The following is a 14,732-nucleotide window of genomic DNA, read 5'->3' on the forward strand; positions in this document are numbered from 1 at the left end:
TGTCGGCAATGACCCCGATAGACATCGCCGGCGACGTTCCGGCAATGCCGGCCAGCGGCCGGCACTACCGATACGGGCATCAGCTCGACAGATGCTCGATCGCCGCCACCTTGCCCAGGCGCTCGCCCAGCATCGTCAGCAGCGCCAGACGGTTGCCACGCAGCGCCGGATCTTCCGCATTGACCATCACGCCATCGAAGAAGGCGTCCACCTGCGGGCGCAGGCGGGCCAGGCGCGCCAGCACCGCCACGTAATCCTTCTGGTGCAGGCTGGCGCCGGTGTCGTCGATGGCGGCGGTGACCGCTTCGGCCAGCGCGCGCTCGGCATCTTCCTGCAGCAGTGCCGCGTCGATCTGCGCCGGAATCTCGCCCTCGGCCTTGCGCAGGATGTTGCGGATGCGCTTGTTGGCCGCGGCCAGCGCCTCTGCCTCCGGCAGCGCGGCGAAGGTGCCGATCGCATCCAGGCGGCGATCGAAGTCGTACAGCGAGGCCGGCTTCAACTCGGCCACCGCGTTGAAGTGCGTGGCCGGCACGCCCTTGTCGCCGTAGTAGCCCTTCAGGCGGTCGAGGATGAAGTCGTAAAGCTCGCCGACATCGGCCTGCACGTTGCGCGCGGCCAGGCCGGCATTGGCGCTGGCCATCAGCGCGCGCAGGTCCAGTTCGAAGCCGCTTTCGATGATCGTGCGGGCCAGGCCCAGCGCGTTGCGGCGCAGGGCGAACGGATCCTTGTTGCCGGTCGGCTTCAGGCCTGCAGCGAAACCACCGGCCAGCGTATCCACGCGTTCGGCGATGGCCAGCACCTTGCCCAGTGGCGACAGCGCGATGTCGTCACCACCGAAGCGCGGCTGGTAGGCCTCGTCGATGGCCAGCGCCACGTCGGCCGATTCACCACCGGCCACGGCGTAGTGGCGACCGGCGATGCCCTGCAATTCCGGGAATTCGTTGACCATGCGCGACTGCAGGTCGTTCTTGGCCAGCTCGGCAGCCCGCCTGGCCTGCGCCGGATCGGCACCGACCTGGGCTGCGATCACTTCGGCCAGTGCGGCCACGCGCGCCACCTTGTCGGCCACGCTGCCCAGCTTGGCCTGGTAGGTCACCGTCTTCAGGCCGTCGCCCATCGACACCAGGCCCTGCTTCAGGTCCTCGTCGAAGAAGAACTTGGCATCGGCGAAGCGCGGGCGGATCACCCGCTCGTAGCCCTTGGCCACTTCGGCCACGTCCTTCGACTCGATGTTGGCAATGCCGATGAACTTCTCGGTCAGCGTGCCGGCGGCATCCAGCACCGGGAAGAACTTCTGGTTGATCTCCATCGTCTCGATCAGCGCTTCCTGCGGCACCGCCAGGAACGCGCGTTCGAAGCTGCACAGCACCGCCGACGGCCATTCGACCAGATTCACCACCTGCTCCAGGTTGTCTTCGGTGATGCGGGCGCTGCCACCGGCCCCGGCTGCGGCGGCCTCGACCTCGGCGACGATGCGCGCACGTCGCTCGCTCGGGTCGACCAGCACGAACGCGGCGCGCAGGGCTTCAACGTAGTCCTGCGGCTGCGCCAGCGACACGGCCTGGTCGTGGTGGAAGCGATGGCCACGGCTGGCACGGCCGGCCTGCAGGCCGAACAGTTCGGCCTCGACCACGTTGGCGCCATGCAGCAGCACCAGCCAGTGTGCCGGGCGGGCGAAGCCCCAGGCGTGATCGCCCCAGCGCATCGGCTTGGGAATCGGCATCGCCGCGATCGCCTCGCGCAGGATGTCCGGCAACAGGCTGGCGGTGCTCGCGCCCGGGGTTACCGCGCGGTGCACGAAGCGCTCACCCTTGTTGTCGGTGGTCTTCTCCAGCGCGGTCCAGTCGATCCCGGCCTTGGCGGCGAAGCCCTGCAGGGCCTTGGTCGGCTGGCCTTCGGCGTCCAGCGCGATGTTCAGGTACGGGCCCAGCACTTCGCTGTGCTGCTCCGGCTGTTCCAGGCCGACGCCCGGCAGCAGCACGGCCAGCCGGCGCGGGGTCGACAGCGGGCGGGCATCGCCCAGTTCCAGCGCGACACCGCGCTTGCGCAGGCCTTCGACGACACCGTCGAAGAAGGCCTGGGCCAGGCCCGGCAGCGCCTTGACCGGCAGCTCCTCGGTGCCCAGTTCGATCAGCAGGGGGGACAGTTGGCTCATCGGTTCGATCCTGTGGTGGGGGCGCAGCGCGCAACGCGTCCGGCGCCCCGGGTAGTTGATGAAAAGCGGGACGGTGCAGGAAGGCGGTCAGGCCTTCTTCGCACCCGGGAAGCCCAGCTTCTCGCGCTGCTCGTAATACGCTTTGGCCACCGCCTGGGCCAGCGCGCGCACGCGCAGGATGTAGCGCTGGCGCTCGGTCACGCTGATTGCGCGGCGCGCATCGAGCAGGTTGAAGGTGTGGCTGGCCTTCATCACCTGCTCGTAGGCCGGCAGCGGCAGGCCCACTTCCACCAGCTTCTGCGCTTCACGCTCGCAGGCATCGAAGCGGTGGAACATTTCGTCCACGTCGGCGTATTCGAAGTTGTAGGTGCTCTGCTCCACCTCGCTCTGGTGGTAGACGTCGCCGTAGGTCACCGGCTGGCCGTCCGGGCCGTAGGTCCAGACCAGGTCATAGACGTTGTCGCAGTTCTGCAGGTACATGCACAGGCGCTCGAGACCGTAGGTGATCTCGCCCAGCACCGGGCGGCACTCCAGGCCACCGGCCTGCTGGAAGTAGGTGAACTGGGTCACTTCCATGCCGTTGAGCCAGACTTCCCAGCCCAGGCCCCAGGCGCCCAGCGTCGGCGATTCCCAGTTGTCCTCGACGAAGCGCAGGTCGTGCACCAGCGGATCGATGCCCAGTGCCTTCAGCGAATCCAGGTACAGCTGCTGGATGTTGTCCGGCGCCGGCTTCATCGCCACCTGGTACTGGTAGTAGCGCTGCAGGCGGTTCGGGTTCTCGCCGTAGCGGCCATCGGTCGGGCGGCGCGACGGCTGCACGTAGGCCGCGTTCCAGCTTTCCGGCCCGATCGCCCGCAGGAAGGTGGCCGGGTGGAAGGTACCGGCGCCCACCTCCAGGTCGAGCGGCTGGATGAGCACGCAGCCCTGCTGGGCCCAGAACTGGTTCAGGGTCTGGATCAGGCCCTGGAAGGTGATCGGAACGGTCGGGGTCGCGGACATGCGTACGAGTCTTGGCCGGCAAGGGGGTGCGCTAGTATAGCGGCCGACCTGCGGGGCATTCCGTACCCGGGAGGAGCAGGCAGATGGAACATCGGCTGCCGGTGGGCACGCCCGGCGAGCCAGGCGGCGTCCCGCTGCCCTGGGGACGGCTGCATTTCGAGCAGATTGCCGCGGCGCTGATCGGCGATGGCCTGGTGGCCGAGCAGGACCGCGAGCGCATGCGGTTCTCCGCACAGGGTGCGCGCAACGCCAGTGAAGTGCATCCGCTGGTGCTGCTGTCCAACCTCAAGCTGGCCACCCGCGACGGCGGCGAACTGACCCTGGAACGCCTGACCGAATGGCTGGCCCAACGCACCGGCAGCCGCTACCTGCGCATCGATCCGACCCGGGTCGACGTCGCTGCGGTCACCGCGCTGGTCTCCCACGCCTATGCCCGTCGCCACCGCTTCCTGCCGCTGGCAGTGGATGCCGAACGGGTGCTGGTGGCCACCAGCGAGCCGCTGGTGCAGGAATGGCGCCGCGACCTGCAGCACCTGACCCGCCGCCGCATCGAGCTGGCGGTGGTCAATCCGCTCGACCTGCACCGCTACACCATGGAGTTCTACGGGGTGACCCGTTCGGTGCGTGGCGCGCGCGGCGATGTGCGCGGCGAGACCAACACCACCCTGCCCAGCTTCGAGCAGCTGGTCGAGCTGGGCCGCACCGGCGACGTCAATGCCGACGACCAGCACATCGTGCACATCGTCGACTGGCTGCTGCAATACGCCTATGAGCAGCGCGCCTCGGACATCCACCTGGAACCGCGCCGCGAGATGGGACGCATGCGCTTCCGCATCGACGGCGTGCTGCACAAGGTGTTCGAGGTGCCGCCGGCGGTGATGACCGCGGTGGTCAGCCGCATCAAGGTACTCGGCCGCATGGACCTGGCCGAACGCCGGCGCCCGCAGGACGGCCGCATCAAGACCCGCTCGCCGGGTGGCCGCGAGGTCGAGATGCGCCTGTCGACCATGCCCACCGCCTTCGGCGAGAAGTGCGTGATGCGCATCTTCGACCCGGACGCCGCCTTCAAGAGCATCGACCAGCTCGGCTTCAGCCCGCAGGAGGCCGATGGCTGGAATGCGCTGGTCGAGCGCCCGCACGGCATCGTGCTGGTCACCGGCCCGACCGGCTCGGGCAAGACCACCACCCTGTATTCCACGCTGAAGCGGCTGGCCACGCCGGACGTCAACGTGTGCACGGTGGAGGACCCGATCGAGATGATCGCGCCCGAGTTCAACCAGATGCAGGTGCAGGCCAACATCGACCTGGACTTCGCCAGCGGCGTGCGCACCCTGCTGCGGCAGGACCCGGACATCATCATGATCGGCGAGATCCGCGATCTGGAAACCGCTCAGATGGCGGTGCAGGCCTCGCTGACCGGTCATCTGGTGCTGTCCACCCTGCACACCAACGACGCGCCGTCGGCGGTCACCCGCCTGCTCGACCTGGGCGTGCCGCACTACCTGCTGGCCAGTACCCTCAACGGCATCCTTGCCCAGCGCCTGGTGCGCACGCTGTGCCCGCACTGCAAGCAGCCGCACAGCCTCGGCGCGGCTGATTGGGCGGTACTGGCTGATAGCCAGGATGCATATCCAGATGCCGCCACGCCCTGTCGTCCGGTCGGTTGCCTGGAGTGCCGGCGCACCGGATTCCTCGGCCGCATCGGGCTGTATGAGTTGCTGCCATTGGGCTCGCGGCTGCGCGGGCAGATCCGCGCCGACATGGATCTGGCCGGTTTCACCCGTGCCGCGCGCGCTGAAGGGCTGCGAACCCTGCGCCAGGCCGGGCTTGAAAAGGTGGCGCAGGGGCTGACTACAATCGAGGAAGTCCTGTCAGTGCTGCCGCCCCCGGATGAACCCAGCCCCCTTCCTGATCCTTGAAACCGGCCGCCCGGTACCGTCACTGCGCCGCTACGGGCGCTTTCCGCACTGGATCCGCGTCGCCGCCGGGCTGGAAGAGCACGAGACGGTGGTGGTCGATGTCGAACACGGTGGCGCCCTGCCCGATCCGCACGGTTTTGCCGGCGTACTGGTGACCGGCTCGGCCGCCTTCGTTACTGACCACGCCGAATGGAGCGAGCGCAGCGCGGCGTGGCTGCGCCAGACCGCCCACGCCGGCCTGCCGGTGTTCGGCATCTGCTACGGCCACCAGCTGCTGGCGCACGCGCTGGGCGGTGAGGTGGCCTACAACCCGGCCGGGCGCGAGTCCGGCACGATCGAACTGGAGCTGCAGCCACAGGCGGCACAGGATCCGCTGTTCCAGGGCCTGCCGCAGCACTTTGCCGCCCACGCCACCCACCTGCAGACCGTGCTGCGCGCGCCCGACGGTGCCGCGGTGCTGGCACGCTCGCCGCTGGATGGCTGCCACGCGTTCCGCTGGGGGCGCCAGGCCTGGGGCGTGCAGTTCCACCCCGAATTCGCCACCCACCACATGCGCGGCTACGTGCGCGCCCGCGCCGACTGCATCGGCCGCCACGGCGGCTGCGCGCGCAGCATCGAGCGCGCAGTCAGCGCCGCACCGCTGGCCCGCCAGCTGCTGCGCCGCTTCGTCCGACAGGCGCGGCTGTCTTCAGCCCAGCCGGCGGCAAAACAGGGATAATCAGCGGCACGGGCAACCGCCCGTCCCCTCCTGTCCTTCCCGGATGTCCATGAAAGAGATTCGCAAGCTGCCGGCCTCGGCGGGCGCCCAGTGGTTGCTGGATACGTTCTCGCTGTATCGGCGTGCGCCGCTGCAGCTGGCCCGGATCGGCCTGGCCTGGCTGCTGGTGAGCTGGGTGGTCACCCTGTTGTCGACGCTGATTCCCGGCGCCGCCGGCATGGCCGTGCAGCTGATGACCCTGGCCATCTCGCCGATCATGTTCGGCGGTATGCTCTACGCCGTGGGCGAGATCGACGAAGGCCGCCCGGGCCTGGCCTCGCACCTGCTGCAGCCGATCCGCGACCACCGCGTCAGCCACCTGCTGGTGCCGCTGGCGATCCAGGTGCTGGCGGTGCTGCTGCTGGGCGCGTTGCTGTTCCTGATGATCGGCCGCGAAGGCTTCACCGCCTTCAGCGAGGTCATGACCAAGATGGAAGAGATCAGCCGCACTGGCCAGCAGATCAAGCCGGATGATGCCGCGGCGCTGGTGGCCAACCTGCCGGCCAAGCGCATCGCGCTGTGGATGCTGCTGGTGTTCCTGAGCGCGGTCGCACTGTCGCTGGCGATGTTCACCCAGCCGGCGCTGGTGGTGTTCGACAAGCAGAGCGGCATGCACGCACTGCGCCTGAGCCTGCAGGGCTGCATCGAGAACATCGGCGCGATGATCGTGTTCGCCGTGCTCGGCCTGATCGCCGCGTTCTGCATCTACATCCTGTTCGTGATCGTGATCCAGATCGCGATGCTGATCGGTGGCCCGCTGGCCGCCGCCTTCATCGCGCAGCTGGTGCTGACCACGGTGCTGATGCCGCTGTATGTCGGCGCGGTCTATGCCGCATGGAAGCAGATGTTCGTGCACCGTGGCAGCCGCGCCGCACCGCCGGTCCCGACCACCCCGACCTCGAGCGACATCTTCCACGCCTGACGAAAAAGGGGACGGAGGGGATTAAGTCGTTTGTGCCACTGTGCCGATAACGACTTAATCCCCTCCGTCCCCTTTTATCTTTCAGGCGGCCGGTTTCTTCACGGCCGACGACGGCACCAGCCAGCGTGCGGCGTGGATGCCCAGCTCGTAGAGCAGGCACATCGGGATCGCCAGCATCAGCTGCGAGACCACGTCCGGCGGGGTCAGCACCGCCGCCAGCACGAAGATGCCGACGATCGCGTAGCCACGGCCTTCCTTGAACTGCTGCGGCGTCACCCAGCCCAGCAGCACCAGGATCACCATCGCCACCGGCAGTTCGAAACTGCCACCGAAGGCGAAGAAGATCGCCAGCACGAAATCCAGGTAGGCATTCGCATCCGGGGTGATCGCGATCACGTCCGGGCTGAAGGTGGTCAGGAAATGGAACACCGCCGGCAGCACCAGGAAGTAGGCGAAGGCACAGCCGGTGTAGAACAGCAGTACCGAAGACACCAGCAGCGGCACCGCCAGGCGCTTCTCACGCGCGTACAGCCCCGGGGCGACGAAGGCCCACAGCTGGTACAGCAGCCACGGCACCGCCACGAACAGGGCCACGAAGAAGGTCAGCTTCAATGGCGCGAAGAAGGCGCCGGCCGGATTGGTCGCGATCATCGTCTGCCCGTTGGGCAGCTGCGAGACCAGCGGTTCGGCCAGCGCGTTGTACAGCTTCTGGGTAAACGGCAGCAGCGCCAGCAGCACCACGCCCAGGCCCAGCAATGCGCGCACCAGGCGGCCGCGCAGTTCCACCAGATGCTCGACCAGCGAGCTTTCGCCGAAATCCTGTTCACTCATGGCTGGCGCTCCGTGCGCTGCGGCGTCGGAGCACCGGCTTCAGGGGGTGTCGCCGGCATCGGCTCTGGAGCAATGCGCTCCTGCACCGGTGCATCGGCAGGCGACAGGCTGCCCATATGCGGCGGCGGATCCGCAGGCGCAGGCGCGCGTACCTCCTGCACCAGCGTATCGCCCTGCTGCTGCGCCTCCTGCGCTTCGCGACGGATCGCCTCGCCGCTGGCGCGCAGCTGGTTCTCGGTGTCCTGCATGCCCTGGCGCACCTCCTGCATCTGCCGCTTGATGTCCTCGGCCTGCAGTTCGCGTTCCAGTTCCTGTTTCACCGAATCCCACTGATTGCGGGCACGGCGCACCCACAGGCCAGCGAAGCGGGCCGCCTTGGGCAGGCGCTCGGGACCGAGCACCACCAGGGCGACCACCGCGATCACCAGCAGTTCGCTGAAGCCGATATCAAACACCGCGACCGCTCCGGATCAGCGAGCGTTACGGTCGTGCTCGTCCTGCGCGGTGCGCGAGGCGTCCTGGCTGCGCGACTCGTCGCCCAGCTGCGCGTTCGGCTTGTCCTCGTCGCGCATGCCCTTCTTGAATTCCTTGACCGCCGAGCCGAGGTCCTTGGCGCCACTGGTCAGGCGCTTGGTGCCGAACACCAGCAGGACGATGGCCAGCACGACCAACCAATGCCAGATGCTGAAACTGCCCATAAAGACGCTCGTTACGTTAGTGATCAGGCTGTCGAGCATAGCGCACCGGCTGTCAGCCGGCGCGCGTGACGAAAGTCAGTTCCCGCCCAGCGTTTCCGTGCGGATTTCGCCGTCGTTGACCGGCTGGAAACCCTGCTGCTGCGGCGGCGGGTTCTGCGGCACGTTCTGCAACGGCGCGGTGGTGGCTTCGGCCGGGGCCGCCGGCGCTGCCTGAACAGGCGCCGGCGCAACCGCCGGGGTCGCCGCCGGACGCGGTGCACTGCCACCGTTGCCGTTGCGGTTGTTGCGGGCGGCGTAGGTGGCCTCTTCCAGACGATCACGGAAGGCGACCACGTCCATCGACGGCGAACCGGCGGCGCGCCCCTCGAAGATCATGCGCGGTGTGGTGTTGCTGCCGTACGCGTCAAGGTTGGCGGCATCGTCGATCTGCAGCACCGCCCCGTCCAGCGCGACGCCCGCGAACAGCCCACGGGCACGCGACCAGGACCAGATCTCGGCCTTCAGCTGGCCGTCGGTGGCGGCGGCGGCATTGCGGCCGACCGGACCGGCGGCAACGCCGGCATCGGCGCCAAGCGTGAACTTGCCGTTGACCAGATTGTCCAGGCTGCGGTCGTTGCGGAACACCAGCACCACATCCGAAGATTGCACGCCGGCCTGGAAGCCGATGCTGCCACCGGTGAGCTTCACGAACACCGGGTTGGACCATGCGCCATTGGGCATGCGCACCGACATCAGGCCGTGGCCACGGCGACCACCAATGACAAGACCGGCCTTGATCGTGTCGGGAATGACGATGACCGCGCGGCCTTCGTCGAGCAATTTATCCGGAATGCCCTGTTCAGGAATTTCCTGGATTTCAGCCAGCACGCGCACGGCGTTGCGGGCGCGCTGGTCTTCCTGCGGTCCGGCCATGGCCTGGCTGGACAGCAGGCTGGCGGCGATCAGCAGGGCTTGGATCGGGCGACGCATGGCAGGCTCCAGAAGTCAGTCCATAGGAAGATATAGCAAGTGACTGAAATTAGTGGTGTTGTCATGAATCCCCAATGAGCGTTCCCTGCCCGCATTGATGCGCGCTATGCCTGCAATCCGAACCCTGCATCCCGGTGCGGCGCCGGATAGGCGACAATACCGCCCATGCTCGACGCACCCGATACCGCCGTGCTGGCGGTCAACCTAGGCACGCCCGAGACGCCGACGGCCCCCGCCGTACGCCGTTACCTGGCCGAATTCCTGTCCGACCCGCGCGTGGTCGCGATTCCGGCACTGCTCTGGCAGCCGCTGCTGCGCGGGCTGATCCTGCCGCTGCGAAGCGGCCGGTCGGCGGCCAAGTACGCCCAGGTCTGGCTGCCCGACGGCTCACCGCTGATGGTGCATACGCGCCAGCTGGCGCAGGCCATGCAGGCCCTGCTGCCGACCCTGACGGTGCGCCATGCGATGCGTTACGGCGAACCGGCGCTGGCCGGCGAGCTCGACCGTCTGGCCGCCGACGGCGCGCGCCGGATCGTGGTGCTGCCGCTGTACCCGCAGTACTCCACCACCACCACCGCCTCGGTCGAAGACCGGGTCGATGCGTGGCAGCGCCGCAACCCGGGCGTGACCGTGAGCCTGGTGCGCGATTACTCGGTCGATCCCGGCTGGGTCGAGGCCGTAGCCGGATCGATCCGCCGCTACTGGGAACAGCACGGTCGCGGTCAGAAACTGATGTTCTCCTTCCATGGTATCCCGCAGCGCCTGGCCGACGCGGGCGACCCGTATCCGCAGCGCTGCGAGGCCAGTGCGCAGGCCATCGCCAATGCACTGGGCCTGGACAAGGACGACTGGCAGATGGGTTACCAGTCGCGCTTCGGCCGCGAGCGCTGGTTGCAGCCGTATGCCGAGCCCAGCCTGTGGGCGCTGGCCGAATCCGGCGTGAAGCAGATCGACGTGGTCTGCCCCGGATTCGCCACCGACTGCCTGGAGACGCTGGAAGAGGTCGCGCTGGGCTTCACCGAAACACTGGCCGAGCGCGGTGCGACGATGCGCTATATCCCCTGCCTCAACGCCGAGCCGGAGCATGCACGCGCCCTGGCACGGCTGGCCGTGTCCTCGCTGGCATGAGCCTGCAACCGTTTGGACTCCAGGTCGGTGGCGCACGCGTCGCCGGCCTGCGCAACCACGGCGGCGGCCCACGCGTGCTGGCCCTGCATGGCTGGCTCGACAACGCCGCCAGCTTCGTGCCGCTGGCGCCGCACCTGTCGGCGTTGCAGCTGGTTGCCATCGATCTGCCCGGCCACGGTCACAGCGCGCACCTGCCGGCGGGTGCCAGCTACACCACGGCCGCCGCGATCTGCCACGTACTCGATGTCGCCGACGCGCTGGGCTGGGACCGATTCAGCCTGCTCGGCCATTCGATGGGTGCCGGCATTGCCAGTCTTACCGCCTCGGTCAGCGACCGTGTCGATCGGCTGGTGGCGATCGAAGCACTCGGCGGCCTGCGCGGTCCCGAGGAAGAAACGGCGCATCGCCTGCGCGAGCATGTGAACGCCACGCGCGCGTTGGCACGCAAGCAGCTGCGCGTGTTCCCCGATCTGGCAGCGCCGATCCGCGCGCGGATGATGACCAACCAGCTCAGCGAACCCTGCGCACGGCTGCTGGTCGAGCGCGGCGTGGAACCGGTCGAAGGTGGCTATCGCTGGTGCAGCGATCCGCGCCTGATGCTGCCCACCGCGATCCGCCTCAGTGAAGGCCAGATCGACAACCTGCTGCAGGCCATCGCCTGCCCGACGCAGGTGATCTATGCCACGCCGGCACAGTCGTACTACCCCGAGCCGATGCGCAGCGATCGCCTGCAGCACCTGCGTGATGGACGGCTGGCCGTGTTCCCCGGCAACCACCACCTGCATATGGAAGACCCGGCACGCATCGCCGAGGTGATCCTGCGCTTCTTCAGCAACGACAACGCCGACTGAGTCGCAGCGTCCGCGCACTTCATTCTGCGCAGTTGCGGCCGATACATCAGTTGCGGGCCACTGTGTCCGCAGCACGTGGGCCCGGTCGGGCCTGCGGCGTGTGTCTGGTCCTGCAAGGAAGTCCGCATGCCCGCTCCATTGCTCCGTCACCCACAGGATGTGGTCACGGCGCCCCGTCTGCGCGACGTTGATTGCGTCGCATTCCCCGAATTCCCGGTCCATGCCCTGGCCACGCACTCGTGCGTGCGCCACCGTGTGGCCGTTGCCGTCTGCTGATCCAGGAGTCGCCGATGTCCGCTGCATCCACTCGTCCCCCCGATACCGCCCGCCTGCCGCATCTGCAGCAGCTCGCCCACCGCGCTGACCGCCGATTGCTGATCGGCAGTGCGGCACTGGCGGTGGCCAGCCTGGTGCTGGCCCTGCGCGGGCCTCATGCCCTGACCGCCTCGCTGGTTGCGGCCGCTGTGCTGCCTGCCATGTGGCTGGCCGGTCCCAAAGCGGGCCACAGCGTCACCCGCAATGGCCTGGCGCTGTTGTTGTCGCTGCAGCTGGCAGGGCTGTGCGCGATCGCCGGCCTGTCACCGGCGTTGCCGATTGCGTTGCTGCTGGGCGTGCTGTTGAGCCATCGTGATCGCCTGCCGGTATGGCTGGCCGGTGGCATCGGTACGCTCGCCCTGCTGGCACCGTTGCAGGACGGTGCCGCGCTGTGGCCAATGCTGCTGCAGGCCGGTTTGTTCGCAGGCCTGACCTTGTTCCTCGGCCAGGTCGCACTGCGCCTTCGGCAGCAGACCGAGGCCCTTGGCCACGGCCCGCGTCGGCTTGCCGCGCTGGCACGCGACATCGCCACCGGTGCCGATCTTGGTGCACATGCCGACACCAGCGCCTATGCACCGGGCTCACTCGCCCACGCCCTGGCCGACACTGCACGCCACGTGCAGGCCCAGCGTGGACGCGAGGCGGCGGCGCATGCCGAGAATGCGCAGATCCGCCAGGCGCTGGATGCCTCGCGCACCGCGATGATGATCGCCGACAACGATCACGTGATTCGCTATGTGAACCGCTCGGTGGTGGCTCTGCTGCGCAACCAGCAGGCGACACTGCGCCAGGCCTTCCCTGACTTCGATGCCGAACGCCTGGTCGGCAGCAGCATCCATCGCTTCCATGCCAACCCGGACCGCATCCGCGCCATCCTCAATGGACTGCAGGCCAGCCACAACGGCAAGGTACAGATCGGCCCGGTGCACTTCGCCCAGGTGGTCACCCCGGTGTTCGATGCACAGGGCATGCGCCTCGGTTTCGCCGTGGAATGGCATGACCGTACCCAGGAGCTGGCGCTTGAGAACGCCGTGGCCGGGATCGTCGCTGCTGCGGCTGCCGGTGATCTCGGCCAGCGCCTGCAGGCGACCGAAGGCGCCAGCTTCCTTGATGGCCTGACCGGTGGCATCAACCAGCTGCTCGATACGCTGGGCAGCACCGTCGATGAAGTTCGGCAGGTGCTTTCGGCGCTGGCCAACGGCGATCTCGATCGGCGCATGCGCGGTGAGTACCACGGTGCCTTCGCCGCGATCCAGCGCGATGCCAACGCCACCGCCGGCCAGCTGGCGCGCATGGTGGGCCGCATCCAGCAGTGCGCGGCCTCGATCAGTACCGCCGCCAGCGAGATCGCTGCAGGCAATGGTGCGCTGTCCGAGCGCAGCGAGCGCCAGGCGGCGCACCTGCAGGAAACCGCAGCCTCGATGGAGGAGCTGACCGCCACCGTGCGCCAGAACGCTGCGCATGCCCGCGAGGCCAGTGAGCTGGCTGCGTCCACGCAGCGCGCCGCCAGTGATGGCAACACCGCGATGCAGCGGGTTGTCGACACCATGCAGGCGATTGAAGGCGCCTCGAAGCGGATCGGCGACATCACCGGCGTGATCGATGGCATCGCCTTCCAGACCAATATCCTCGCCCTCAATGCGGCGGTGGAAGCCGCACGTGCCGGTGAGCAGGGTCGTGGCTTCGCCGTGGTGGCCAGCGAGGTGCGCGTGCTGGCGCAGCGCTCCGCCGCCGCCGCACAGGAAATCAAGAAGCTGATCGATGAGGCAGGCCGCCAGGTGGGCGAAGGTGCCCAGCTGGTGGCCGACGCCGGCCAGCGGATGCAGGGCATTGTCGGCGGCGTTGAGAATGTCAGCCACCTGATGCAGGAGATCTCGGCGGCCTCGCAGGAGCAGTCGGTCGGCATCGAGCAGATCAACCAGACCGTGGTGCAGATGGACCAGGCCACGCAGCAGAATGCCGCGCTTGTGGAGGAAGCCACCGCGGCCGCACGCGAGCTGCAATCGCAGGCGGGTACGCTGACCGAGGCGGTATCGGTGTTCCGCCAGCAGGAACCGTATAAGGTCCCGCGGGCCGCCTGATCCGGCCTGCAATGCGATCCTGGTCAGGACGGCGCCCGCAGGGCGCCGTCTTTTTGCCCGCTTTTGCGTGATGGGTCAGGAAAAGTCCGCTTCCGGACCTGCCGTGAGGAGCGGCCAACCCTGGTTGGCGCCGCATCCACACACGGCGTGGATCTACCGGTCGTGCCGGCCGCTGGCCGGCAATCACAGCCGCGCGCACTGTCTGACCTGCCGCCGGCAGCGGCCAACCCTGGTTGGCGCTGTGGCTGCCCGCGGAGAATATCCACGCATCGCGTGGATCTACCGGGCGATGTAACGCCATCGGGTTGCCGGCCAGCGGCCGGCACTACCTGTATTACTACGCCCAAAGAAAAACCCCGCTGCATGAGCAGCGGGGTTTTGGGTATAAACCCTGGCGATGACCTACTCTCGCATGGCTTGAGCCACACTACCATCGGCGCAGCTGCGTTTCACTTCCGAGTTCGGGATGGGATCGGGTGGTTCCACAGCGCTAATTTCACCAGGGAGGCTTTTGGAGAGTCGCACTCGTCCCGGGGGACAAGGCGCCAGCCTCGCATAGTTCTTGTGACGTAGCGTGCACTTGGATGCTCTTACGACGCTGTCGTAAAGCCAAGGCAACTTGAGGTTATATGGTCAAGCCGCACGGATCATTAGTATCAGTTAGCTCAATACATTGCTGTACTTACACACCTGACCTATCAACCACGTAGTCTACATGGTTCCTTCAGGGGGCTTGTGCCCCGGGAGATCTCATCTTGAGGCGCGCTTCCCGCTTAGATGCTTTCAGCGGTTATCGCTTCCGAACATAGCTACCCGGCAATGCCACTGGCGTGACAACCGGAACACCAGAGGTTCGTCCACTCCGGTCCTCTCGTACTAGGAGCAGCCCCTCTCAAATCTCCAACGCCCATGGCAGATAGGGACCGAACTGTCTCACGACGTTCTGAACCCAGCTCGCGTACCACTTTAAATGGCGAACAGCCATACCCTTGGGACCGACTACAGCCCCAGGATGTGATGAGCCGACATCGAGGTGCCAAACACCGCCGTCGATATGAACTCTTGGGCGGTATCAGCCTGTTATCCCCGGAGTACCTTTTATCCGTT

The 14,732-nt window shown here is 67.4% G+C and carries 12 protein-coding genes and 2 rRNA genes (1 of these 14 running past the window's edge); 6 read left to right on the top strand and 8 right to left on the bottom strand.

From position 1 onward, the window contains the following. Window positions 1-79 precede the first annotated feature (79 nt). Both glyS and glyQ read right to left on the bottom strand, forming a co-directional pair. The gene (glyS, locus tag ACMGRF_RS18120; RefSeq protein WP_134709173.1) at window positions 80-2,155 is read right to left on the bottom strand and encodes a glycine--tRNA ligase subunit beta; all 2,076 of its coding nucleotides are present in this window, start codon (window positions 2,153-2,155) and stop codon (window positions 80-82) included. 87 nt (window positions 2,156-2,242) lie between these two features. Beyond that, complete coding sequence (glyQ, locus tag ACMGRF_RS18125) at window positions 2,243-3,154, bottom strand: glycine--tRNA ligase subunit alpha (RefSeq protein ID WP_414485454.1); 912 nt, start codon at window positions 3,152-3,154, stop codon at window positions 2,243-2,245. An 83-nt stretch (window positions 3,155-3,237) separates the two neighbouring features. Between glyQ and ACMGRF_RS18130 the strand changes: the two genes are divergently transcribed. From ACMGRF_RS18130 to ACMGRF_RS18140, 3 genes are read left to right on the top strand one after another with little or no spacing between them, the layout of a single operon-like run. Further along, a complete protein-coding gene (locus tag ACMGRF_RS18130; protein WP_134709172.1) occupies window positions 3,238-5,073 on the top strand; it encodes a GspE/PulE family protein in 1,836 nt (611 codons plus the stop codon). After that, window positions 5,045-5,791, top strand: a complete 747-nt coding sequence (locus ACMGRF_RS18135; protein WP_049412002.1) for a glutamine amidotransferase — start codon at window positions 5,045-5,047, stop codon at window positions 5,789-5,791. Before ACMGRF_RS18130 ends, ACMGRF_RS18135 begins: the two co-directional genes overlap by 29 nt. Before the next feature lie 49 nt (window positions 5,792-5,840). Then, window positions 5,841-6,752: a BPSS1780 family membrane protein gene (locus ACMGRF_RS18140; RefSeq protein ID WP_049411999.1), complete on the top strand. Its 912-nt coding sequence runs from the start codon at window positions 5,841-5,843 to the stop codon at window positions 6,750-6,752. Between the two features lie 81 nt (window positions 6,753-6,833). On the opposite strand, the gene tatC is transcribed toward ACMGRF_RS18140, so the two are convergent. The 4 genes from tatC to ACMGRF_RS18160 form a co-directional block, all read right to left on the bottom strand. Next, window positions 6,834-7,583: a twin-arginine translocase subunit TatC gene (gene tatC, locus ACMGRF_RS18145; protein WP_005420449.1), complete on the bottom strand. Its 750-nt coding sequence runs from the start codon at window positions 7,581-7,583 to the stop codon at window positions 6,834-6,836. Further along, window positions 7,580-8,038: a Sec-independent protein translocase protein TatB gene (gene tatB / locus ACMGRF_RS18150; RefSeq protein ID WP_049411996.1), complete on the bottom strand. Its 459-nt coding sequence runs from the start codon at window positions 8,036-8,038 to the stop codon at window positions 7,580-7,582. The genes tatC and tatB overlap by 4 nt, the downstream gene beginning before the upstream one ends. A 15-nt stretch (window positions 8,039-8,053) precedes the next feature. Beyond that, complete coding sequence (tatA, locus tag ACMGRF_RS18155) at window positions 8,054-8,281, bottom strand: Sec-independent protein translocase subunit TatA (protein WP_005420453.1); 228 nt, start codon at window positions 8,279-8,281, stop codon at window positions 8,054-8,056. 75 nt (window positions 8,282-8,356) lie between these two features. Further along, window positions 8,357-9,250: a lipid-binding SYLF domain-containing protein gene (locus ACMGRF_RS18160; RefSeq protein WP_049411991.1), complete on the bottom strand. Its 894-nt coding sequence runs from the start codon at window positions 9,248-9,250 to the stop codon at window positions 8,357-8,359. 165 nt (window positions 9,251-9,415) lie between these two features. On the opposite strand from ACMGRF_RS18160, the gene hemH reads away from it, so the two are divergent. From hemH to ACMGRF_RS18175, 3 genes are all read left to right on the top strand, one after another. Further along, entirely contained in the window at window positions 9,416-10,378 is a 963-nt protein-coding gene (hemH, locus tag ACMGRF_RS18165; RefSeq protein ID WP_049411985.1) for a ferrochelatase, read from the top strand. Continuing rightward, the gene (locus ACMGRF_RS18170) at window positions 10,375-11,229 is read left to right on the top strand and encodes an alpha/beta fold hydrolase (protein WP_049411982.1); all 855 of its coding nucleotides are present in this window, start codon (window positions 10,375-10,377) and stop codon (window positions 11,227-11,229) included. Before hemH ends, ACMGRF_RS18170 begins: the two co-directional genes overlap by 4 nt. A 290-nt stretch (window positions 11,230-11,519) precedes the next feature. After that, window positions 11,520-13,625: a methyl-accepting chemotaxis protein gene (locus ACMGRF_RS18175; protein WP_414485455.1), complete on the top strand. Its 2,106-nt coding sequence runs from the start codon at window positions 11,520-11,522 to the stop codon at window positions 13,623-13,625. Between the two features lie 389 nt (window positions 13,626-14,014). Here the strand turns inward: ACMGRF_RS18175 and rrf are convergent. Both rrf and ACMGRF_RS18185 read right to left on the bottom strand, forming a co-directional pair. After that, window positions 14,015-14,129: ribosomal RNA gene (rrf, locus tag ACMGRF_RS18180) — 5S ribosomal RNA — on the bottom strand. Window positions 14,130-14,254: 125 nt separating this feature from the next. Continuing rightward, window positions 14,255-14,732, bottom strand: a 23S ribosomal RNA gene (locus ACMGRF_RS18185) (it continues 2,400 nt past the right edge of the window).

Origin of the sequence: Stenotrophomonas sp. EMP41, from assembly GCF_047495535.1 — a bacterium.
Lineage (GTDB): Bacteria > Pseudomonadota > Gammaproteobacteria > Xanthomonadales > Xanthomonadaceae > Stenotrophomonas > Stenotrophomonas sepilia.

Bases quoted from the DNA above. Each gene is read 5' to 3' on its own strand.
- glyS (WP_134709173.1), bottom strand. From the start codon at position 2,155: ATGAGCCAACTGTCCCCCCTGCTGATCGAACTGGGCACCGAGGAGCTG.
- glyQ (WP_414485454.1), bottom strand. From the start codon at position 3,154: ATGTCCGCGACCCCGACCGTTCCGATCACCTTCCAGGGCCTGATCCAG.
- ACMGRF_RS18130 (WP_134709172.1), top strand. From the start codon at position 3,238: ATGGAACATCGGCTGCCGGTGGGCACGCCCGGCGAGCCAGGCGGCGTC.
- ACMGRF_RS18135 (WP_049412002.1), top strand. From the start codon at position 5,045: ATGAACCCAGCCCCCTTCCTGATCCTTGAAACCGGCCGCCCGGTACCG.
- ACMGRF_RS18140 (WP_049411999.1), top strand. From the start codon at position 5,841: ATGAAAGAGATTCGCAAGCTGCCGGCCTCGGCGGGCGCCCAGTGGTTG.
- tatC (WP_005420449.1), bottom strand. From the start codon at position 7,583: ATGAGTGAACAGGATTTCGGCGAAAGCTCGCTGGTCGAGCATCTGGTG.
- tatA (WP_005420453.1), bottom strand. From the start codon at position 8,281: ATGGGCAGTTTCAGCATCTGGCATTGGTTGGTCGTGCTGGCCATCGTC.
- ACMGRF_RS18160 (WP_049411991.1), bottom strand. From the start codon at position 9,250: ATGCGTCGCCCGATCCAAGCCCTGCTGATCGCCGCCAGCCTGCTGTCC.
- hemH (WP_049411985.1), top strand. From the start codon at position 9,416: ATGCTCGACGCACCCGATACCGCCGTGCTGGCGGTCAACCTAGGCACG.
- ACMGRF_RS18170 (WP_049411982.1), top strand. From the start codon at position 10,375: ATGAGCCTGCAACCGTTTGGACTCCAGGTCGGTGGCGCACGCGTCGCC.
- ACMGRF_RS18175 (WP_414485455.1), top strand. From the start codon at position 11,520: ATGTCCGCTGCATCCACTCGTCCCCCCGATACCGCCCGCCTGCCGCAT.